Annotated in this window: 15 protein-coding genes; all 15 read left to right on the forward strand. The window is 40.6% G+C overall.

The annotated features are described in order from the left end of the window. Positions 1–421: 421 nt before the first annotated feature. Complete coding sequence (locus tag ACXVWP_RS01035) at positions 422–778, forward strand: phage holin, lambda family (protein WP_458473179.1); 357 nt, start codon at positions 422–424, stop codon at positions 776–778. Further along, positions 747–1370, forward strand: coding sequence for a glycoside hydrolase family 19 protein (locus ACXVWP_RS01040; RefSeq protein ID WP_458473180.1), 624 nt, complete (start codon positions 747–749; stop codon positions 1368–1370). Before ACXVWP_RS01035 ends, ACXVWP_RS01040 begins: the two co-directional genes overlap by 32 nt. 1 nt (position 1371) lies before the next feature. Next, positions 1372–1695, forward strand: coding sequence for a DUF2570 family protein (locus ACXVWP_RS01045; protein WP_458473181.1), 324 nt, complete (start codon positions 1372–1374; stop codon positions 1693–1695). A gap of 7 nt (positions 1696–1702) precedes the next feature. Continuing rightward, positions 1703–1882 (forward strand): Rz1-like lysis system protein LysC, encoded by a 180-nt coding sequence (gene lysC / locus ACXVWP_RS01050; RefSeq protein WP_297567775.1) that lies wholly within the window; start codon positions 1703–1705, stop codon positions 1880–1882. Positions 1883–1891: 9 nt separating this feature from the next. Beyond that, the gene (locus tag ACXVWP_RS01055; protein WP_458473182.1) at positions 1892–2140 is read left to right on the forward strand and encodes a hypothetical protein; all 249 of its coding nucleotides are present in this window, start codon (positions 1892–1894) and stop codon (positions 2138–2140) included. 47 nt (positions 2141–2187) lie between these two features. After that, positions 2188–2976 (forward strand): terminase, encoded by a 789-nt coding sequence (locus tag ACXVWP_RS01060; protein WP_369866605.1) that lies wholly within the window; start codon positions 2188–2190, stop codon positions 2974–2976. Next, a complete protein-coding gene (locus ACXVWP_RS01065) occupies positions 2966–4513 on the forward strand; it encodes a TerL (protein WP_369866607.1) in 1548 nt (515 codons plus the stop codon). Before ACXVWP_RS01060 ends, ACXVWP_RS01065 begins: the two co-directional genes overlap by 11 nt. Positions 4514–4516: 3 nt before the next feature. Continuing rightward, positions 4517–6712: a hypothetical protein gene (locus ACXVWP_RS01070; protein ID WP_369866609.1), complete on the forward strand. Its 2196-nt coding sequence runs from the start codon at positions 4517–4519 to the stop codon at positions 6710–6712. 60 nt (positions 6713–6772) lie between these two features. Continuing rightward, complete coding sequence (locus ACXVWP_RS01075) at positions 6773–15187, forward strand: MuF-C-terminal domain-containing protein (RefSeq protein WP_369866611.1); 8415 nt, start codon at positions 6773–6775, stop codon at positions 15185–15187. A gap of 349 nt (positions 15188–15536) precedes the next feature. Beyond that, positions 15537–16394 carry a hypothetical protein gene (locus ACXVWP_RS01080; RefSeq protein ID WP_369866613.1) on the forward strand — a complete coding sequence of 286 codons (858 nt, stop codon included), beginning with the start codon at positions 15537–15539 and terminating at the stop codon, positions 16392–16394. Between the two features lie 30 nt (positions 16395–16424). Then, positions 16425–17429 carry a N4-gp56 family major capsid protein gene (locus ACXVWP_RS01085; protein WP_369866615.1) on the forward strand — a complete coding sequence of 335 codons (1005 nt, stop codon included), beginning with the start codon at positions 16425–16427 and terminating at the stop codon, positions 17427–17429. A 60-nt stretch (positions 17430–17489) separates the two neighbouring features. Next, complete coding sequence (locus ACXVWP_RS01090) at positions 17490–17951, forward strand: hypothetical protein (protein WP_369866616.1); 462 nt, start codon at positions 17490–17492, stop codon at positions 17949–17951. Beyond that, positions 17951–18340 carry a hypothetical protein gene (locus ACXVWP_RS01095; RefSeq protein WP_369866617.1) on the forward strand — a complete coding sequence of 130 codons (390 nt, stop codon included), beginning with the start codon at positions 17951–17953 and terminating at the stop codon, positions 18338–18340. The genes ACXVWP_RS01090 and ACXVWP_RS01095 overlap by 1 nt, the downstream gene beginning before the upstream one ends. Further along, positions 18341–20326, forward strand: coding sequence for a hypothetical protein (locus ACXVWP_RS01100; RefSeq protein ID WP_458473185.1), 1986 nt, complete (start codon positions 18341–18343; stop codon positions 20324–20326). Further along, positions 20319–22379, forward strand: a complete 2061-nt coding sequence (locus tag ACXVWP_RS01105) for a tail fiber protein (protein WP_458473186.1) — start codon at positions 20319–20321, stop codon at positions 22377–22379. The genes ACXVWP_RS01100 and ACXVWP_RS01105 overlap by 8 nt, the downstream gene beginning before the upstream one ends. Positions 22380–22384 lie beyond the last annotated feature (5 nt).

Raw genomic sequence — 22384 nt, forward strand, 5'->3', positions numbered from 1 at the left:
TTTGTCGTGGATCTAACGGATTTTCAAGCACAACACATAGAATTGGAGACACCTATATCACAAACGGCTCAGGTGGTTATAGAGCAACAACTCACCGCATAGGCGGTGATATATATCGAGGTAGGGATAATAGAGGTAATACATGGAATATCTATGACGACTTGGATAATAAATACTGATGGTTAAGCGGTTGTAATATATAAGATTCATTGACTTTTAATAAGCTTTGCAGTAAAATTCACAAAAATGACCGAGGTGTATTTTATACATCTCGGTTTTTTATTATCAATCGTGGGATAGCCTAAAAGATAAAACTGGCTTTAATCCGAAATGTTAATTGCAAAAGCTATCTCCTTATCAAAATAAGCTCGCATATCTATGCGGGCTTTTTTATTACCTATCAAACGATGAGGGAAATCAAATGCCTATGAAAGATCCAGATGTATGGGCTTTAATTTGGGCGTGGTTACAGGTCAACATTGGAAATGGATCAATTCAAAGCGCCGGCGCCGCTATTGCAATGTCGCTTTTAAGAATTGGCTTTATGCGAAAAAAACCATCCTTCCGCTATATGTTGATTGATGCAGCTATTTGCGCATCTATTGCTGGTGTAGCTGTTCCAGTTTGTACCCATGTATTCGGTCACGCCGATTTTTCAGCGTTTTTCGGAACGATGATTGGATTTATCGGCACGGAAAAAATCCGTGAATATTTATTCAAGTTCATTAATCGGAGAATTGAAAAAGATGATGCACATTTCACAGACGACGTTCAATAAAATTTTCCCTAACGCAATCGCTGGAATCTATAAAGCGATATCAGACAACATTGAAAAAGCGGGGTGTATTACAAAGGCACAACAAGCTATGTTTATTGCTCAGTGCGGGCATGAAACACGAGGCTTTACACGTTTTTGCGAAAGCATGAATTATTCTGTTGCCGGATTAAGAGAGACATTCCGCAAATACTTCACTTTAGCGCAAGCGCAAAAATATGGATATGTAAAAAATAAAGCTGGTGCAGTTATCCAAAAAGCCGATCAGGTATCTATTGCTAATATCGCCTATGCAAACCGCATGGGCAACGGCAATCAGGCAACTGGTGACGGATGGAAGTATAGAGGCCGTGGGCTACCGCATCTTACAGGTAAAGATAACTACCTCAGATTCCAAAAATGGTTAGGGAAATCCATTATGCCTGAAGAAGTATCAACTGATTTAGATTTAATCGTTAAATCAGGCGTTTGGTTCTGGCTAGATAAAGATTTAGCTAATTGCACTTCTGTTGAAAAAGCCACACTTCGGATAAACGGTGGAACAAACGGATTAGAAGAGCGTTGTAAGCTCTATCGTGATTTAATGGTGAGCTAATATGGGTAAATACATCTTTGGCGCACTAGGCGCTTTACTGATTGCGTTCTGTTTCATTTTAAGTCATCAAGTCAATGTTATTAATACGCTGAAAGCAGAAAACGCTGCTCAAGCTAAAACAATCGAATTGCAGTCCGAATCAATAACAAAACTTGAGGCTGATATTGCAGAAAATGAACGCTTAACGTTTGAAATCTCGAAAGAGGATAACAAAACAAGGGAACAAGCCAATGCGATTATTAAATCTATTCCAAAAGCTGACAAGCAAAGTGATGCGTTTAACGCCAATGCTCCTCTTAGCGTTATTGACTTCTTGCGCAAGTAAACCTCAGGTGGTCACTTGCCCTCGATTGCCGGTTGCTTATGTTGCACACTTAGACAAAACTCAATTCTTGGGTGAAACCTATGGTGATATTGCGCAATACGCCGTTGTGTTAAAGCGTGAACGTGATATGTGCTTAAACCGCATCGACAAGATCCGTGAATGGCAAACTGAGAAATTAAGTAAATAGGGCTAATCAATGTTTTTTCCAAAATCAAAGAAGAAACTTCTTGAAGAGGGATTTACCCATCATTGCAAAGTATGGGGAATCCCTTGTTATGTTGGCGGCTTAGATGAAGAAGATCCTCTTATCGATACCGCCAACTTTATTCCGAGTTGGGTGTTAGACTTAGCTGATGCAATTTGCTTTACCATGCTAGATTATCAAAATAGAGATAATCCGCATTATTTTAAAGGTTGGTCTATCTATGTAGGCGACCCGCTTTAATTAAACCAATATGCCCGCTTAATTGCGGGCTTTTTTATATATCGTTTATGGCAAGAAAGAATTGGAACGCACTTCAAATAGAATACATCAAGTCTTATGCAAAGACTGGCGTATCTGTAATGGAATGGTGCAGAAAGAAAGGGCTAAACTTCGCCACAGCTAAACGCTATATCAAAAAGCCTGAAACAGCATTCGCACAGTTAGAAGAGAGCAAACAATCCGATATAAGAGCGAAAGTAGAAATAAGTCCAAAAGAGGCTGAAACTGCGAAAAGCGAAAATATATCGGAAGTTATTGATATTAAAGATGATTTAACTGAAAAATGCGAATCTAACTGCGAAAGCAAATCTGAAACTGCGAAACCAACTGCGAAACCGTCTAGATTCTCTTCTGAATTACAATCTCAAAGAAGAATAAAGCATGGCGGTTACGCTCGTTACTTTAAAGACAAATCAGCCTTTGATGTTGTAGTTGATTTTAGCCTTAAAGACGAGATTGATTTAATGCGCCAACGTGCCATTGCATCAATCGAGAACCTTGAAAAGTTCACTGCTGATTTAAGTCACTGTAAAACGGCTGAAGATAAAGAAGTTACCTATAAGCTAATTAATGCCGCTCAGAACGCATTAGATAGAGCGGTTGCACGAATTGAGAGTTTAAACCGCACAAATAACGATATTGGTTTAGTGCTTGAAACAATCGAGTTGAGAAAGGCTCAGACGAAAGAAACCTTGCTTAAAGCTGACAAGCTCGCACAAGAGTTAGGCGCAAGAGCAGCAAGTAAACACAAAGTGGAATACACAATGGATTTTACAGGCGGCGATAATGAAGATTAATTATATCGCCTCGCCAACCTTTCGCCGAGTACATAAATCAAACGCATTAGTAAAGGCAATTCGTGGCCCGATTGGTAGTGGTAAATCAGTTGGGTGTGTAATGGAAATGTTCCGTATTTGCTTAAACCAAGAGCCTAATTCTGATGGTGTTCGCCGTACTCGTTGGGCTTGCGTGCGTAATACTTACCCTGAGTTAAAGGGTACAGTGATCAAAACATTCCAAGACTGGATTCCTGACAGTATTTGCCCGATTAAATATGACAGTCCAATCTCAGGATTGATGAAAATCAATCATCCTGATGGCAAAACAACGGTTGAGGCTGAATTTATGTTCCTATCCATGGATAAGCCAAAAGATGTTAAGAAATTAATGTCACTTGAGCTTACAGGGATTTGGATAAACGAGGCTCAATTCTTGCCAGTATTGCTTGTTACTGAGGCGGTTACTCGTACAGGGCGTTACCCGAAAAAGAGCGTATTAGAGGGATTTGATGGCGCAACTTGGAACGGCATGATTATGGACACAAACTCGCCTGATGACGATCACTGGTGGCATGAATTTGAAACCGCCGTTGATGAGGAAACAGGCGAAAGTCTAACGCCTAAAGGATGGGAGTTCTTCACTCAGCCTGGCGCATTAATTGATATTACAGGCATTCCATATAGCTCTTTATCCAATGAAGTTAAAGCCAATATTGAGGCTGGCTTATACGTTGAATATAAAGGGCATAAATTCGTGGCTAATCCACTTGCTGAGAACGTTGAAAACCATAAGAAAGGTTATGGGTACTGGTTCGATAGCTTGCAAGGTCAAACGCTCAACTGGATTAAATCTCGCATCTGTAATGAGTTCGCAACAGTACAAACAGGTAAACCAGTTTATATGGATCACTTCAACAAAGAATTGCACGTATCAAAAGATAAATTATTGCCAGTTAAAGGATGGCCAACATTTATCGGTCTTGACTTTGGTCTAACGCCAGCCGCAATTATCGGTCAGGTTGCGCCAATCGGACAGTTGCGCATCACTGATGAAGTCGTTGCAACTGGTATGGGTATTGAACGATTTATCCGTGATCAGCTTTCAATTCTACTTAAATCAAAATACAACGGTTGTGAAATTGAAGTGATAGGCGACCCGGCTGGCGTGCAACGTGCGCAAACTAACGAAAAAACGTGCTTTCAAATTCTATTGGAAAACGGCTTTAATGCTCGCCCAGCAGATTCAAACAATACAACAGCTCGCCTTGAGGCAGTTCGTTGGTGGTTATCTCGCTTAGTAGGCAAAGGACAGCCGGCAATGCTTATTAGTCCGCACTGTAAAACACTTATCAAAGGTTATGAAACAGGTTATTCATACCGCCTATTAAATATTAGTGGGGAAGATAAATATACTGAAACGCCGGATAAAAACCGCTATTCGCATCCACACGATGCAAACCAATATTTATGTTTAGGCGCTATGCCTGATTTATTCAAACAACAGATCATCAACATTAAACCACATCAAGCAATCAGTTCATTGACAGGGTACTAAACAATGGCAGAAGAACAATCCGCATTATTAGAGGCGATCACGAATTTCGGATCAGAGCTAAAAACAAAATTATTAGAGCAAATTAAACAACGCCAACCAGTTGTAGAGCGTTGGGTGAAAGATATGTATCAATATCGCAACCAATACTCAACTTCAACGACAACAGGTAAATCTAAAGTGTTTGTTGGCTACACTCGTGCGAAAACTGATGCTTGGACGGCTCAAATGACAGATATGTTATTCCCGAGTGATGACAAAAATTATGGTATTTCGCCAACGCCTATGCCAGATATTGCAAATATAGCCAAACAACAAGATAACGGCAATCCACAAGTGACCGCTCAAATAAATAATGCTCGTGCAATTATGCAGCAGGCGAAAGAGCGTGCAGAGGCAATGGAAAAGTTAATAGACGATCAGTTGCTCGAGTGTGATTACGCTGCTGAGGCTCGCTTATGCTTACATTATGCCGGCGTATTGGGAACAGGTATTTTGCGCGCGCCTATCGTTGATGTTGTGGAATCGAAAGTGTGGTCAGAAGATGCGATGGGGCAATGGAATGGCGATATTGTGACTAAGACAATTCCGTCCGCTCGTTTAGTGTTGCCTTGGGATTTTGTGCCGGATATGACCGCATCCACAATCAAGGATTGCCAGTTCGTTTTTGAACGTAGTTATGTTACTAAAAAACAATTACAGTCTTTAGCTAAAAATCCATACTACTTGAAAAATAACGTGCTTGAGCTTTGCGAATTAGACGGCTCAGATACGAAAACAGCTAGCTCAGATATGGATGGTTATGTTGATACGTTGAGAACGTTATCAGGCTTAGAAACACAGAGCAAAGACAATCGCTATGAGCTATGGACTTATCATGGTGGCATTCCATTAAGCGTATTAGAGAGCGCCAACTCTCAATTAGGCGATGGCAATAAGCTCAACATTCCGAACGATGAGGAATCAAAGGCAGCTAATCTTGAAATTGATGGCGTGATCGTGATGGCGGGCAACGGCAAGATTTTAAGCGTAAACCTCAATCCGTTAGATTCAGCCGAATACCCTTACTCAATTTACACGTGCGAGCCTGATGTATGTTGCGTATTTGGCTTTGGTATTCCTTACCTTTGCCGTGATGCACAAGAAATTTTAAATACTGCTTGGCGAGGCATGATTGATAACGGTGTTTTAGGTATCGGGCCACAAGCCGTTGTGAATAGTAGCGTACTAACTCCAGTTGATGGGAACTGGGAGCTTGCACCATATAAATTATGGAAGACTAATGACCGTGCAACAATGAATGCAACTATTGAGGCGCAAAGAGCTTTTGGAATCTTTGATATTAGCAGTCGTCAGCAAGAATTTGCCAATATCATTCAACTTTCAAAATCATTTATGGATGAAGAAAGTGGATTGCCAATGATTGCACAAGGCGAACAAGGTCAAGTTACGCCAACGCTAGGCGGTATGTCTATGCTAATGAACGCCGCAAATGCAGTACGCCGCAGACAAGTGAAAGAGTGGGATGATGCAGTCACTAAACCATTAATTCGCCGATTCTATGAATACAACATGGCAATGAGCGATGATCCGAATATCAAAGGCGATATGCAGATTGTTGCTCGTGGTACATCAGCGCTATTGGTTAAAGAAACTCAAACAGCACAGATTATCGATATTTTCCAAAAATTCGGTCAGCATCCGCAATTAATGTATGCCTTTGACTGGTACGATGGCGCTAAAACATTGATGCAATCAATGAGCATGGGAACGCAAACCATGCTTATCCCTCGTGATGAGTTCGAGCAAAAATTACAGGAAATGCAAGAATCTCAAGCATCACAACCGCAAGATCCTGAAATTCTGAAAGTGCAAATGCAAATGCAGATTGCACAGCAAAAACAACAGCACGAAATGCAGTTAGAGCAAATGAAGATTCAAAGTCAAATTCAGATTGAGCAAATGAAAGTTCAGATCAAAGAGAAAGAGCTTGAAATCAAAATGCTCGAGGTGCAAATGACACAACAATCGCAACAAGCTCGCCTAGATTTAGATGAAAAACTAAGCACAGCAAAACTCACAACCGATTTACAACTTCAAACAGGTAAACAAGCAATAGATTTAGAGAAATTTAAAACAGAAGTAGCATTGAAGAATACGCCGCTCACTAATCCAGCCGGTAATTATGGATTAGACAAATAACAGGCCGCAACGTAAAAAGTGCGGTCTTTTTTTATCACTAAATTTTAAGGGCAAATATATATGAGTTTCTACCTTTCCAATAAAGACTACAAAGAAATGATCGGCATTATCAGTGGCGATACAGGTAGCAAAAAAGGAAATGGCGCATCAACCACTTACCTCGATACTGAATTAACAGCGCAAGAGCCTAAAAAACAGCAAGGCATTGTGGCTGATACGGTTGATGCAGTGCAAATGGGTGCATGGAAAGGCGTTAGTGATATTGCGCATGGTGTTGGCGCTTTAACTGGTGCAGATTGGTTGCATGATATTGGTGATTGGGCGGCAAAAGGTGCTGATGAAAACGTTGCCTCAATGTCAGATGAAATGAAAGCCGCTTTAAATCAAAATGCGTTTGATGGCGAGGGGCAAGGCGTGCGCAATTTGCGTTGGTGGGCTGGTAATTTAGGTTCATTAATCGGTCAAAACCTTGATACTGCTTTAACGCTTGGTGCGGGTAAAGTTGCAACGATTGGTGCAAAACAAGCAGGTAAATTGTTGCTCAAAAAAGAAGTGGCTGAAGAAGTTGGGAAAACAGCCGTGGAACAAGCTGCTAAACGTGGTATTCCGCAAAAATACTGGAACATGGTCGGTATTACAGCAACAATGTCAGCAATGTCAGGCGGTGGCCGTTATGGTCAAAAACGTGATGAAGTTATGGGCATGACCAACGAGCAATTAGCTCAGATTCCACAATTCTCAGATGAATATTATTCCATTGCAGATAGCGATGAGGGCAAAGGTAAAAGCACAGACGAGCTTTACACAATGGCGAAAAAATCCTTTGCCGATAAAGTTGGTCGTGATGCAGCGCTTAATCCAACAGCTATTGCAACAGATTTAGTGACAAATGCAGTTAGCGGTCTTGGTGGTGGATTTTGGGGTTTAGGTTCGCCGGCTAAAACAATCAAAGGCGGTTTATTAAAAGGTGCGGCAGTTGAGGGTGGCACTGAGGCTATTCAAGGTATTGGCGAGCAATACGCATTAAACAAAGCAGATCAGGACTATTTAAATCCGAATAAAGATTTAACTGAGGGCATGGCTGATAATGCTATCAATGGTGCAGTGCTTGGTGCAGTCTTTGGTTCGGCTATGGGTGGGCTTGACACGCACACAGATAAAATCGCTTTCAACAATCAAAAACGCACACTCTTAAATCATATCAATACTGGTAATGATGTAGTTGATAGCCAATTAAGAAACTATGTTGATATGCTCAATCATGGTGCAACAGAATTAGGCGATTTAGTATCAGCCAGTCGAGTACAAGCGCTCAATAATGCCGGTATCGCAACCGCTAAAGCACGACAAGTTGCAGAAGAGGCACTTGCAGAACAACAAGCAAAAGCAAAATTTGAATCAGACTTCTTTGATGAAGAACAACCACAACAAGAAACAACCTCCACTTTCAAAGTTGATCCGAATTTAGAACGTGCGCTTGAATTGCACTCAATCTTAGGTCAGTTCAGACGAAACGATTTATCTCGTGCGAATGAGTTTATTGATACGCCAACCATTTTCGCAGATGAACAAGCTCGAAAAGATTATGTAATCGGTCGTGCGTTTGATGAAGTGCGCAACATTGCTCAATCATACGGCATTGATCCGAAAGACGGTAAAGCTATGCGCCGTTGGTTAGAGGATTATGCAGAGAAAGCGAAAGAATACGCCAACGATGATCCGCAAGCCGTTGCACCAGTAAGCAATTTACAATCATCAGCTAACATTGCACCTGAGTTCAGAAATGGCGTTGTAAGCGGCGCTAACGATGAGATTGATGTTGGCAATGGTAATTATCAACCTTTCCAATATGAAGTCGTAGATGCAAGCACACTTACACCTACACAGCAAAAAGATGAAAACCAATTCCGTGACCGTGACCGAGCATCAAGCCAAGCTCAAATTAATAACATTGCACGAAATTTAGATCCTCGCAAACTTGCCTCAAGTCCAACAATGGATGTTGGTGCACCATTATTAGCCTTAGATGGTAAAACAATTATTGCCGGCAATGGTCGTACAATGGCAATTCGCCAAGCCTATCAAGAGGGCGGCGCTGATGGTTATCGCCAATTTTTACAAGATAATTCAGCACAATTTGGCATTGATCCGGCTCAATTAAGCGAAATGGAAAATCCTGTATTGGTTCGCCGTTTAACTTCTCCAGTTGATATTGCTCAAGTGGCCATCAATTCCAACGAGCAAGGCGGTATGCGAATGTCAGATTTAGAGCAAGCGAAAGTAGATGCTCGCCGCTTGCCAAGTATGGATAATTTTGTTGCAAACGATGACGGTGATATTAACTCAGTAGATAACCAATATTTCATTGCACAGTTCATTAAAAATCAACCTGAGAACGTGCGTAATGAATTATTAGATAGTCGAGGCAATCTCAGTCAAACTGGCGTGCAACGTATGCGCAATGCAATGTTGTATGAGGCGTATGGTGACAGTCAAACATTATCCCGCTTAATTGAAAATACAGATCAGGGCGCAAAAAACGTATTGAACGCCTTAACCTCTATTGCACCTAAAGTTGCTCAAACTCAGCAAGGCATCAACAGTGGCAAGTTATCAAGCGATGTAAATATTTCAGAAGATGTGATCCAAGCCGTTGAGAAATACAACCAACTCAATGCACAAGGATTCAAAATCAGCGATTATCTCGCTCAAGAAGATTTTGTGGGAGATTTATCGCCTGAGGCTCGTGAAATTCTGACAATCTTTGATGAAAACCGCAGAAGTGGTAAACGTATTGCGCAAGTGTTAGGCGCTTACCTTGATCAAGCACAAATGCAGGGTAATCTATCACAAGCCAGTATGTTCGGCGATGTAGAGTTTGATAAATTAGGCTCGTTGCAGCAAGCGAAAAATGCTGATGACACCATACGATTAAGCCTTAATGAATCCGCTAATTCTGACTTTGCGAAATCGGTGGATAAGATTGCCAGCGGAAAAAGAGGGCGGAGCGATAGATTTTTAAACATGGGAACAACGCCTCCCGTTTTTAAAATGTTGGGATTAAAAGAAGTAAAAATTGCAATGCGTGAAAATGTTATTGATAAAGCACTATTTAAACACAGTGTTTCCGTTGATGACTTAAAACAAATCCCAGCACAAATTAATAATCCGATTGCGGTAATGCGCTCGAATCCTAGCTCAACAAATCCTAATGGATTAGTTGTCTTAACTGAGCTAAATGAAGTGGTTAATGGAAAAGAAAAACCAATAATCGCAGCTTTACAATTAAAAAAATCAGGTGGGCAATTAGAGGTAATCAATATTGCAAGTGTCTATGGAAGAGATTTAGATACACAGATCGGAAATGATCTCTCAAGGGCTATTTATTGGAATAAAACAAAAGGCTATCAATTTGCTAGGACAGTTGGGCTTCAATTGCCATCGTCGCTCACTAGCGCTGATAACCTTTCTGCTCTTAATATTAAAACTGAAACCGATCTAAGTCAATATCAAAGCGCAAAAAATAATCAAGAAACTCAAATTAATCCAGAAATTCAACGCGCACAAGAAATCTTACGCAAAACCTTTGGCAAGGCGGCAGAGCATATTGAAGTTGCAACCTTTGCTAATCCGCCAAAAGACGTGCGACATTTAATCACTTCTGATGTAGAGGGCTGGTTTAATCCTAAAACTGGCAAGGTTACATTGATTGCAGACAGTATTAATGCAACCAAAACAATGAGCAAAGAAGAACGTTTGCAATTCGTTGCGTGGCACGAAATGGCGCATCGTGGAATCAATGTTGGATATAAAGGTACTTATGACAACTTAATGCAAGAAGTTGGCAAGAATAAAGTAGTGAGCCAAATAGCCGATGCAATTCAGAATCAACGCAAAGGCACAGATGATTTAGCTGCAACAAATCGATCCGTTGCGATTGAAGAGGCTATTGCAGAAATGATGGCCGCACACGAAACAGGTAAATGGGATGAGCTTGAAAGCCGTTACGGTGTAGAGATTAAGAAAGGTCAAAGACAATCTACTAAATCATGGTTAGCTATGACCGCACAGCGCATCAAAGACTTCTTATCAAAATTCTTTGGTGAGCGTGCAGCGCAGTTTTCTGATGAAGATGTGTTGAATCTTATTGCTCAAATTAAATCTAGCTCGCTAAATGAAACAAGCGATATTGGCGATGTGCGCTTTAGTCGAAATGAAGAATTAACTGAAGAGCGTTACAACCAAGCAAAATCAAAAGGCGAAACCGAGCTTACATTCAAACAATGGCAACAAGTGCGCTCGCCTGAGTTTAAAGCATGGTTCGGTGATTGGGAAAACGATCCTGAAAACGCAAGTAAGGTTGTAAATCCTAAAACTGGTGAGCCGTTAGTTGTTTATCATGGTCGATTTGATGATTTCACCGTGTTTGATAGAAATGAGTTGGGCGCAAATACCTACGCAAACGCTGATAAAACAAATATGGCCATGACATCTGCGCTTGGGCATTGGTTTAGCACTCAAGATATTGCAAAAGAAACTGGCATTTATACAAAAACATTGCAAGCGTTTCTAAATATTAAAGAACCAAAAGAATACAACTCTCTTTGGTACGGGCTGGCTGATGAAATTGAAGGTTATGTTCCAACGGATGAAAATGGAGATGCTAAGACGGATATATCTGATTTTGATGACACGCAAGAGATAACAGATGCTGCCGACACGTATCGATTTGAGCTTGAAGATGAGGGTTATGACGGGTTGATTATACACAAAGATAATGAATTTGGAGGGAGTTCATTTGTAGCATTTGACTCCAATCAAATCAAATCCGCAACCGATAACACAGGCGCATTCTCCAAAGAGAACGATGATATTCGTTTTAGCAGAAAAGGTAGTAATGATTTAGATCAAAGATACATTGAGTTGGCTGAGCGTTACCGTAATGGCGATTTAACTGTTGAGCCTGAATTAAGAGATATGGTAAGCCAGCAAGCTAAGGAGAAAGGGTTTGATAAACCTGATTATCGCATGGAACATAGCGCTCCGAATAGCAGAGATGAAATATCTCAAAGTATTGATAATTTAAGTGGGTTATATCCTGATGACTTATATTCCAATAAAGGTTATCAATATTATGGTTCGGGTTATGATTCAATGGATAGAAAAGCCTGGGAAATTCTCAAACGAGTTAAGGGTAATCCTGATGCAAAAGTGACAATTTACAGAGCATATCCAAAAGGTACTGGCGGTACTATTACAAATGGCGATTGGGTTACGATTGTCCGTGATTATGCCGTTGAGCATGGCGAGGCTAACTTGGATGGTAATTATCAAATTGCTAGTAAGGAAGTGAAAGCAAGTGAAGTTTTCACTAACGCTGATTCATTGCAAGAACAAGGATATGACAACGGATTGTCAGAAGTTGTAAATGATAAAAAGAAAATCAAGCTCGATGAATTAATCACTTATGATGATGACGGCAAAATTATTCCATTATCAAAACGCTTTAATCCTCGCAAAAACGATGTGCGATTCTCTCGTGCGAACACAATGCAATCCGCTCTTGATTTAGCAATGACAGGCGTGGCAGATAGTGAGCCTAGCGCATGGGATAACTTAAAATCCAAAGACTTCTCAGGATTCAAAGAGCGCTTTAATCGTGCGATGGGTAAAGTTGATGAATGGTTGGCTGATAGCTTGCGCCCAGTGAATGATTGGATCGATTCAATGCACCTTGAAGATCAAACAGGCAACACTAGCAGCCGTGACCATGAAAAACGCCGCTTAAAAGATGCAATGTATGTGGCCAAGGGAAAACGTGATGCAATTAATTCAGAATTGGAACAAGCATATTTGAAACCAATTCTTTCAAAAATTGCCGCACTTTCTAAACAAAGCCAAAATAAAAATCATCCGATTGACGAATTGACAATGAAAAGAATGGTTGGCAACTGGATCTCGGCTCGTTATTCCATTGAGAAAAACATTGATTTACTCAATCGTGATGAAAAAGTTATGCGTGATACAAAACGCTTATTGGATAACGCTAAACAAAACGGTACAAGTGCAGAAGTGCGCCGCTTAAACGAGGCTTATCTAAAAGCGAAAGAGCAATACGATAACCGCAAGGCTGATATTTACAACACAGATTACAAAAACAAAGGCAATCGCTTTAAAGTTGGGGTTGCTGGCGGTTGGTCAATTCCTGAGGCTGAATTGATTATGAGTAATACAGAAAAACATATCAGCCGCTCTAATTTGGAATATGTAGCCGATCTCGTTTACGATCTCAATCAATCAAGATTAGATGTTGATCGTGCGAGTGGTCGATACACTGAGGCTGAGTATCAAGAATACAAGGCTAATCGCCATTATGTGCCTTTAACTGGTGATCCGAATGCTGATGTAGATGTTGATATTATCTCAGGCGCTGGCTCAAATGCACTTAACATTGCTCGAGATAAAACATTAAAAGGTCGTACAAGTTCTGAGGCTGAAGATGCGATTGATGCTGTTTGGAAGTCAATCGGTAAATCCACCACCTATGCCGGCTTTGCTGAGTTTAAATCTAGAATTGATGACTTGTTTGAAACAGAAGTGGCTTTATTGAAAGATAAAGGCTATTCCGATGCTGAGGCAAGAGAACAAGCAACCGCAAATTTAGGTATTAGCAAACGCAAAATGCAAGGCTTAACACGCTCAAGCGACAACGTGCTTATCCGTAAAGAGGGCAGTGATTATTATGAGTATGAATTGCCAACTCAAGTGATGGAATCATTGCGCAATGACAACGTTGAACACGCCAATGCTTTCTTGAAAGTAATTTCTAAACCGACAGGATGGTATGCTCGAGGCGTTACTCAATGGACTGTTACGTTTGCGCCAATGAATATGATGCGTGATACTTGGGAAAAATCAGAATTTATCCGAGTGCAAAAACTTTACGATAAAAATAATCGTCTAGTTGATAGCAAAACAATGGATAAAATCGGTCGTGATACCATTAAAAATGCCTTTGCTGACAAAGAAGTATGGCAAGCAACTAAACGCCTTGGATTCGGTCAAGAATTGCGTGATAGCGTGCCAGCAGAGCGAATGTTAAAACAACTTCTAAAAGAGGGGGGAGTATCAAACTATGGTACTTATCTCGATAAATCAGAAGTTGATTTAGTTAAGAAATTGCGCAAAGAAAATAATCCACTAGCCGGCAAACTTGAGAAAGTTGGCAAAGTGTTTGAGGGTTATAATAAGATGTTTGATACAGTATCAGCGTTAGCATCCTATAAAGCGTTAGTGGAAAATGGCATTGATTCAAAACAAGCGGCAGCGACAACGCTCGAATTAACCAACTTCCGCAAAACTGGCTCAAAAATGCGTGGTATTAAAGCCTTGTATATGTTCTCGCAACCAACAGTAATGGGTGCGGCCAACTTAATGCGTTATCTATCCACTCGTAAAGGTCAAATCCGCTTTGCTGCATACATGGTAGCAATGACTTCACTTTACACTGTATTGCGCTCAATGGACGATGAGGACGAGGGCGGCAATAAAATGGATCAACTTGGCGACATCACTCGTTATATCCCGATTCCACTTGGTGGGGGTAAATACTTCAAAATCCCGGTTGGTTTTGGTATGGCGCAAATGGCGTGGAATTTCTCCACAAACATTGTAAAAGGTGCAGTTGGTGATATTTCATTGACTGAGGCGGGAGCAAATATGCTCGTCCATTCATTGAAAACATTTTCGCCAGTATCTCCATCTGAAATTTCAGCAGCGAAATATCCTATGGAGAAAATCACTTTAACCGCAACACCATCAATCTTGCAGCCAGTGATGCAAAACGTTTTAAATCGTTCCGCTTTTGGTAATAAAATCACAACCAATTATGTGCGTGATGATAAATTAAAAGCCGAACAATCTAAGGCGACAACCGCTCAATTTTGGAAAGATACCGCTATTGAGCTTAATGATACATTAGGAATCGATATGCACCCTGAGCAAATTAAAAACTTGTTTGATGGGTACAGTTCAATGCTTGGTAGTCTTAAAGAGCTAAATACTATATTCGTTGAAAATCCGAACCGTGAAGATTTAGGTCGTAAAACTCGCACGCCATTCCTAAATCAATTCATTGGTACAACAAACGAATTTGCGATTCAAAGCCGTTACTATGAGGCAAGTGATGAGGCGAAAAGCGTTTATAACGAATACAAATCTCGCAAAGAGCGTAATGAATTAGGCGATTGGTTAGATGTTGATAAGATGAAACTTATCAAATTCCATGAGGAAGAAGAGAGCATCATCAAAAAAGCAAGAAGTGAAAAAGCTAATCTTACTCGTGCATTGCGTTCAGGTAAAATCAGTGCGGTCGCTTATGAAAGTGGTATTAAACGATACAACAAAGAAATGAGCGGCGTACAAGCACGATTATTGCGTAAATATCGACAAATGGAGGGATTAAACACACACTAATCCATTGACATTTAAAAATATTTGCAGTAAAATTCAACAAAATAGCCGAATTGTAGAAATGCAATTCGGTTTTTTATTGGAGATTTTATGCAGAAATTGATTTTATCAAGTTCAACAGATAGAAATTCTCTAATCTCCTACCTGAATAAACGGATCGATGAGTATTGTCAGGATTTATGCGCTGAGGGATTAACACCTCAACAATACAATATTCTAAGAGGTCAGATTAAAGAATTAAGAAGTTTAGTATCAGATCTAAACGGTTAAATACAAGCCCGCTCAATGAGTGGGCTTTTTTGTTATCAACGAATTATCACAAGCCGCTATATGCCGCTTAATGAGGTAATAAATGGAAAATCAAGACACCACAGAATTTAATGCTGATGCCGCTTTCGATGAGGCCGCTAATCAACTTGAATCAGGTGGACTAACTGCTGAAGTTAAACCGTCAGTCGCAGATGAAACCGAACAGCCAGCGCCCGATCAACGCATGGAAAATACCACTCAAGAAAATATCCCGCAACAGCCGGATGAAAAAGAGGAAGTATTGCCTGAATGGTTATCTGATGCCACAGATGAAGTGAAAGATCATTTTCGTTTAATGAAAGCAGAAAAAGAGAGATACGAACACATGGCTAAATCTCAACGTGGTCGTGTTGGCGCTCTCTCTAAGAAATATCAACAGGCTAAGGCAGCGTTAGAGCAGCTCGAGCAAAGTCAAACTACCTTTGATGGTGAGTTAGATAATTTGCGTGCGGACTATCCTGAAGTTGCTGAAGTATTATCCCGCATTCTCGCCGGACAAAATCAACGCCTTAATGATATTTCAGCGCCGATTGCTCAGATGGTCGATGCAAATATGCAAGATTTTGCGCAGCAACAACTTGATAGCTCAATCTCTTTAGTGACTCAAGTCGTTCCTGATGCAAACGACATTTTAGGCGATCCAATGTTCCATAGATGGGTAGATAATCAACCAAAAGGCATCAAGGCATTGTTTAAATCAGACGATCCACAAGATGCTATCTACTTACTCAATGAATACAAAAAGACTGCCGCATCAATCTCAGAGCAACGGAATAAACGTTCTCAACAACTTTCAGCATTGTCACTTCCTACTGGTCGCACAAGTCCAAAAGGGGGCAATGAAGTTGATGAAGAATCGTTGTTCAACCAATTCGCTGCTGAATTTGCTAAACAGCGATAAGTAAGTTAGTTCATTTGAGGAAAATTTATCATGGCTACAACTAAATATACCGATAGCGACATCTCTCCACGCACAAAAGTTTATGCTGAAGCTAAAATGTTAGCTCACGCAGAACCGATCCTTGTTTTGAATAAACTTGGTCAAACTAAACCAGTTCCACAAAACAAATCTCAAACCATTAAATTCCGCCGTCCAAAACCATTTGCACCGGCAACAACTCCATTGACTGAGGGCGTTCGTCCAGATTCTCAAAAAATGGCGTATGAAGATGTGGAAGTCTCATTAAAACAATACGGCTCATGGGTTGAAATCACTGATGTGATTCAAGATACTCATGAAGATCAAGTGTTAAGCGATACTACAATGCTTTCAGGTGAGCAAGCGGCTGAAACAACCGAGCTTTTAGCTTGGGGCGCAATCAGTGGTGGTACAAACGTTATTTTCGCTAACGGCACTTCTTCCAACGATGTAAATACTGCGGTTAAATTAGAGCATATTCGTGCGGCAGTGCGTAAATTACAACGCAATCGTGCGAAGAAAAAAACATCTATCCTTGATGGCTCAATCAAATACGGTACTAAACCGATTGAGGCTGCATACATTGCGGTATGCCATACTGACTTAGAGGCTGATATTCGCAGCTTACCTGGATTCACTCCAGTTGCAGAATACGGCTCTCGTCAGCCTATTGTTCCGCAAGAGTTCGGCACAATCGAAAACGTGCGCTTTATTACATCGCCTTTATTCGCACCTGAAATCAACAAAGGCGGTACTCCAACAGCAAACAAAGTATTATCTACTGCTGGCTCTAAAGCGGACGTGTATAAAATCGCCGTATTCGGTCAAGATGCTTATGCAACTTGCCCATTAAAAGGTAAAGATGCTGCACAAATTTTAGTGCGCAATCCTGGTAAAGCTGAAAAAGGCGATGAATTAGGTCAAACCGGCTCAGTTGGTTGGAAAACTTGGTGGGCGGGTAAAATCCTAAACGATGCTTGGTTAGTTCGTTTAGAAGTGGCCGCATCATCACTTTAGTTTTAATTCGTAAACAAAAAGCCCTCCTTGAGAGGGCTTTATTTTTTTAGTGAGGACACAATGGCTTATCCATTTATTGATTTAAAAAAAGCAACAAAAGAAGAATTAGTTGCTCATTTGCGTGATTATTGCGGCGTTGAAAAAGACGGCAAAAAAGAAGAGCTAGTTCAAGCGATTCTTGATTTTGAATCAGCGAATGGCATTTTACGCCCTGATTCGGAAGTGCAATTACAACCGCAAGCATCAGGAGAAACACAAGAAACGCAAGGCGATATTCCATTGTTAGAGCACAAGCGTGTGCGAATTATTATTGCGCCAAGCGAAACCGAAACCGGCGATGTTTATGTCAGCATTGGCGATTGGGATGCGTTAATTAAACGTGGTGAAGAAGTATCAATCCCTGAGCCGGCATATCAGCTATTGGCTAAATCAGGTGAAACTCGCTTTAAACAAAACCAAGACGGTTCATTGACTGAATACTTTGCAACTCGATTCTCAATTACAGTATTAGGTGATGAATAATGAATTATCTTCAACTTGCTCAACGGTTACGCCGTGAAATGAATGATACAGGTGATGGCCCATTCGGCGTATCCGATCAGAAAGGCCGTAGTCTAGAGTATGTTGATGCAGTTCGTGAATCGTGGCTAGATATTCAATCTTTGCGTGATTGGAGTGAGGATTTTTGGGGTGAGGGATTCTCTTCTAAAAATCCTCAAGTTCTTGAAGAATCTGCTGATACTCCTTTCATTCCTGAAAAATTCCATGTGGCTATTGTGTATTACGCAATGCAAGGCAAAGCCTTATCGCAAAATGCTCAAGAGTTAATTTTGCGTGGCCAAAATGAATGGGATAAATATCTGCACTTACTTTGTACTCAATTCTTACCAACTCCATCATTAGGCAAATAAATGGCACAGTTACCGAGAAATCAATCACAGTTTATCGCTATTAGCGGTGGGATGGATCTATCTACTCCTCCAATCGCAAAGGCTAGTAGTGATGCGGTTAGCGCGTTAAATGTGCAGCCTATTTATGGCGGTGGATTTTCTAGAATTGAGGGATATGAATGTTTGGATGGAAAAACAGTTCCATCTCAAATGACTTATGCCGTGTTGCACGTTGGGAATATTGCCAACAAAGAGCAATTTCACAATAAAGCATTTACTCATAACGGTAAGCAATACCGCATTATTGATGTATTAGATGATGCCTTTGTTGTTGCATTTTCAAAGCCAGCAACAATGACCAACGGAACAAGTTTTTCTGTTAGTGGTGTTAGCTTTACTGCAAATTATGTGAACAGTTCTATTGATGGTGATTTTGCTGATGACTTAGCTTATCGAGGTAAAGCATTTCAGTTAGGTGTTGATGCTGTATTTCCAGTTCCAGGAACAGGAAATATTCGTGGCGTTGTAGAGTTGAATGATAATCTTATTGCTTTTCGTGATGATGGTGATAGATGCGGTGTATTTATCAGTTCTGATAATAGTTGGACGACCGCTCAAGCAACGTATATTGCTAAGTTAAAAAACCTAGTTAAACCTGAAAATCTATTGGATAACTCAGACTTTACATCGGGCAATGTTAGAGGTGTGATTTATTCGGTATCTTTAGCGCCTGATAGTAAATCGGGCTATGTTGTTTTGTCACAATCTGTTTTAGCTAACCAACCATTACAGATAAATAGCACAACTGTTGCAACAATAGAGAAATGTGACAAGGTTTCTCTAACTAAAGAGAAAGACTGGCAATTTATCTATCACAACTTCTATGGCAGCTCTAATACGCATTATGCCTATGGGTGTAATGGCGAGCAGATTATTGAGGTTCGTCCGAATGGGATTATCATTCCAATTCTAGTGAATAATGATAGTCCACAATATATTTGTGCGCATAGAAATCATTTGTTTGCATCATTCGCTGGCGGTCAATTAGGACATTCATTAGTCGGGCATCCTAACCGTTGGGCGGTATTGTTAGGCTCAGAGCAATTTGGTTTAGGGGATGAAATAACTGCATTATCATCCACCACCGGCGGTGTTTTAATTATTGGTTGTCAAAATAAAACATCAGGGCTTTATGGCTCAGGGCGTGAAGATTGGGTGTTAAAAGACATTTCGCCAGTTGGCATAATTCCGAATACGCTGCAAACATCATTCATGCCTATCGCCATTACAAAAAACGGTATCACTAGAATAGATCAAACTGAGCAATTCGGTGACTTCAGATTAAGCGAAATGGATGCAAACCGCAAACTTGCCTTTGATAAACAGTCGTATAACATTGTTTATTCCTCCACCAAAGCTAAATCAAACCAAGTTCGATTCTATTCATCTGAGGGGCGGCACTTATGCGTAATGGTGCAACCTGATGGCACAACGAGAAGTACATCTTTTATCTACCCTGAGCCGTTACAAGGACTTTGGCAATCGCCTAATCAAGTTTACATTACTTTTAGCGATGGCAAAGTTTATCGCCAGTCTGACAAATGCTATTCATTTTCAGGGAAAAGCATAGATTGGACTGTAAAAATGGCATTTAACCATTGTGGGTCGCCAACATTAATCAAAAGCTGGCATAGCGCTGAATTGCAAGCCACAACAGATGGTAAATCAAAAATAAGTTTTCGGTTCGATCTTGATTACAATTCAAACTATCATTCAGCCGCACTAAGTAAAGATTTAGAAATTGCTGGCGGCGGCGGTCGTTGGAACGATTCTCTTTGGAATGATTTTCTTTGGTCTGCCGAGGATTATTCAACGCCAACACTTCAATTATCAGGGTATAGCCGCAATATTGCTTTATCGTTTGCCGGATCATCAATCTACTCTCCACAATTTGAAATAAGTGGACTTGTCTTAAACTATATCACCCGGAGAAATTATCGTGTCTAAAAAAAGCTGGTATAAACGCAAACATCAATTTACTCCATACACAAAAGCGGACGGGCAAGCTGTATCTGATGAATTTGATGCAGTTCAAACGAGTTTTGAGCGCATTCCTGAGATGCGAGATGATGGGAAAGGGTTTAAAGAAAGTCCATTAATTCCCGAGCCAACCGATCCGATGCACCCAGTACCGCTCAAAATGCTCACTGAAACAGAAAAGAGCGTGAATAATGCGAGAGATGATGTTACCACCAAATCTCAACAAGTTGCTCAAAATACTCAATCTGTTGCTACAAATACTTTGACTGCAACTCAAAAAGCTAACACTGCAACGCAAGCGGCGGCATCCGCACAAAGCAGCCAACAAGCGGCTGCCAATTCTGAAAATATGGCTCATAAATGGGCTGCTAATCCAATCAATGAAGTGGTACAAGGCGATAAATATTCAGCTTATCACTATGCAACTAAAGCGGCGCAATCTGAAACAACTGCATCATCAGCCGCAATTACATCCAAAAACAATGCCGATATAGCCACAAGTAAAGCTGAAGAGGCTGCGAAATCGGCTGAAAAAGCTAGAAGTCTAGCAGATGGAGAAGTGGAGTACGCTAAAATACTTCATGTTCCAAGCGCCGACACTCGAACCAAAGGCATTGTGTTGCTCACTAACGACACTGGTTTAGAAAGTGAAAGCCTAGGTTTAACCGCAAAAGCTGGTAAAAAACTAGCACAGATGATTGCAATAGTGCAAACATCACTAACGAAATATCTTCTTATATCTAAACTTTCATCTAGCATTAATTCAACAAGTGAAGATAACGTTGCGACAAGCCTGGCAGTTAAAAAAGCGTATGATAAAGCCGTTGAGGCCAACAATAATGCAGATAACAAAGTTCCTAAGGATGGCAATACTACAATAAATGGTACATTGAAAGCTGCAAATCCATCAGGATGGAGTGCTTTCCAGTTTGGAACATCTCAAGGGTATTGGCAATTAGAGGTTCATCCTAATTCGCATGAAGATGCGAATCGCCGATTTAATATGCTATTCATTCCTAATACTGGAGTTCGTGTTTATCTAGCATTTCCAGCAATATCAGGAAAAGGCGATATTGTTGCATACAGAAGTTGGGCAGTTGATAAATCGGGCGATACAATGACTGGTAAACTCAAATTGCCAAGCATTGAAGTGACAGAAAATAAAACAGGTGAAAGCATTAAAATTGGCGATGATGCCTATATTGGCGATGTTAATGTTGCAAATAGCGTTGGTATCAAAGGTAATACAGATAAAAATCAAGGCTATATCGCCTTTGGTAATGCAAAAAAACGATTCGGTTACGATGGTAATAAATTCATTGCAGACGGACATCTTGAAGTGCCTCAAGCTGGACATGGTGCTTATGCAAACCAATACTCAGTTATTGCGCCATATACTGTTACATCGACCGGATCTGTTAATCGTGATACTTATCATCCATTTATTAAAGGTTTAGTTAATAGCGCTGGTGCTTATGGTGCTGCGCTCTCATTTGGTTACACAACATCTCAAAGCGGAGGCGCTGGATTTGGACGGGGTATTATCCATTTAATTGAGGATAACGGACACTCCCTAGTATGGTCTTTTGAACATGACGGTAGCTTAAGAGGAGATGACTTTGAGTGTCAAGGTAAAAGATTGAGTAAGACACATCAAACGGATCGTTCTTATGTTGAGACAACCGCCGCAACTTATGGGGGACTGCAAATCAACCGCAACGGCGAGAAAATGCTGATTGAGTCAAACGCCCTTGGTGGATTCAGCTTTATCCGGCGTAATGGAGATGGTAGAAATGCTTATGTGATCAACACTCCGACTAAAGGTGGCACATTAGCTATAACATCTGAAGTAGTTTCTGATATTAGATTAGGTTCTGCGATATATAAAGATGAGAAAGATAGTATTCCTGGCAATGGGCATGTTCTATCCGCTAGTAGAGTTCAAAGTGCTGTGAGAGTAATGGAGTATAAACCTATACAAAAATTAGTTAATGGACACTGGTACACAATCTCAGGATAAGGGTA

It is taken from the genome of Haemophilus sp. SZY H56 (assembly GCF_054332415.1).

Bases quoted from the DNA above. Each gene is read 5' to 3' on its own strand.
- ACXVWP_RS01035 (WP_458473179.1), top strand. From the start codon at position 422: ATGCCTATGAAAGATCCAGATGTATGGGCTTTAATTTGGGCGTGGTTA.
- ACXVWP_RS01040 (WP_458473180.1), top strand. From the start codon at position 747: ATGATGCACATTTCACAGACGACGTTCAATAAAATTTTCCCTAACGCA.
- ACXVWP_RS01045 (WP_458473181.1), top strand. From the start codon at position 1,372: ATGGGTAAATACATCTTTGGCGCACTAGGCGCTTTACTGATTGCGTTC.
- ACXVWP_RS01055 (WP_458473182.1), top strand. From the start codon at position 1,892: ATGTTTTTTCCAAAATCAAAGAAGAAACTTCTTGAAGAGGGATTTACC.
- ACXVWP_RS01060 (WP_369866605.1), top strand. From the start codon at position 2,188: ATGGCAAGAAAGAATTGGAACGCACTTCAAATAGAATACATCAAGTCT.
- ACXVWP_RS01065 (WP_369866607.1), top strand. From the start codon at position 2,966: ATGAAGATTAATTATATCGCCTCGCCAACCTTTCGCCGAGTACATAAA.
- ACXVWP_RS01070 (WP_369866609.1), top strand. From the start codon at position 4,517: ATGGCAGAAGAACAATCCGCATTATTAGAGGCGATCACGAATTTCGGA.
- ACXVWP_RS01075 (WP_369866611.1), top strand. From the start codon at position 6,773: ATGAGTTTCTACCTTTCCAATAAAGACTACAAAGAAATGATCGGCATT.
- ACXVWP_RS01080 (WP_369866613.1), top strand. From the start codon at position 15,537: ATGGAAAATCAAGACACCACAGAATTTAATGCTGATGCCGCTTTCGAT.
- ACXVWP_RS01085 (WP_369866615.1), top strand. From the start codon at position 16,425: ATGGCTACAACTAAATATACCGATAGCGACATCTCTCCACGCACAAAA.
- ACXVWP_RS01090 (WP_369866616.1), top strand. From the start codon at position 17,490: ATGGCTTATCCATTTATTGATTTAAAAAAAGCAACAAAAGAAGAATTA.
- ACXVWP_RS01095 (WP_369866617.1), top strand. From the start codon at position 17,951: ATGAATTATCTTCAACTTGCTCAACGGTTACGCCGTGAAATGAATGAT.
- ACXVWP_RS01100 (WP_458473185.1), top strand. From the start codon at position 18,341: ATGGCACAGTTACCGAGAAATCAATCACAGTTTATCGCTATTAGCGGT.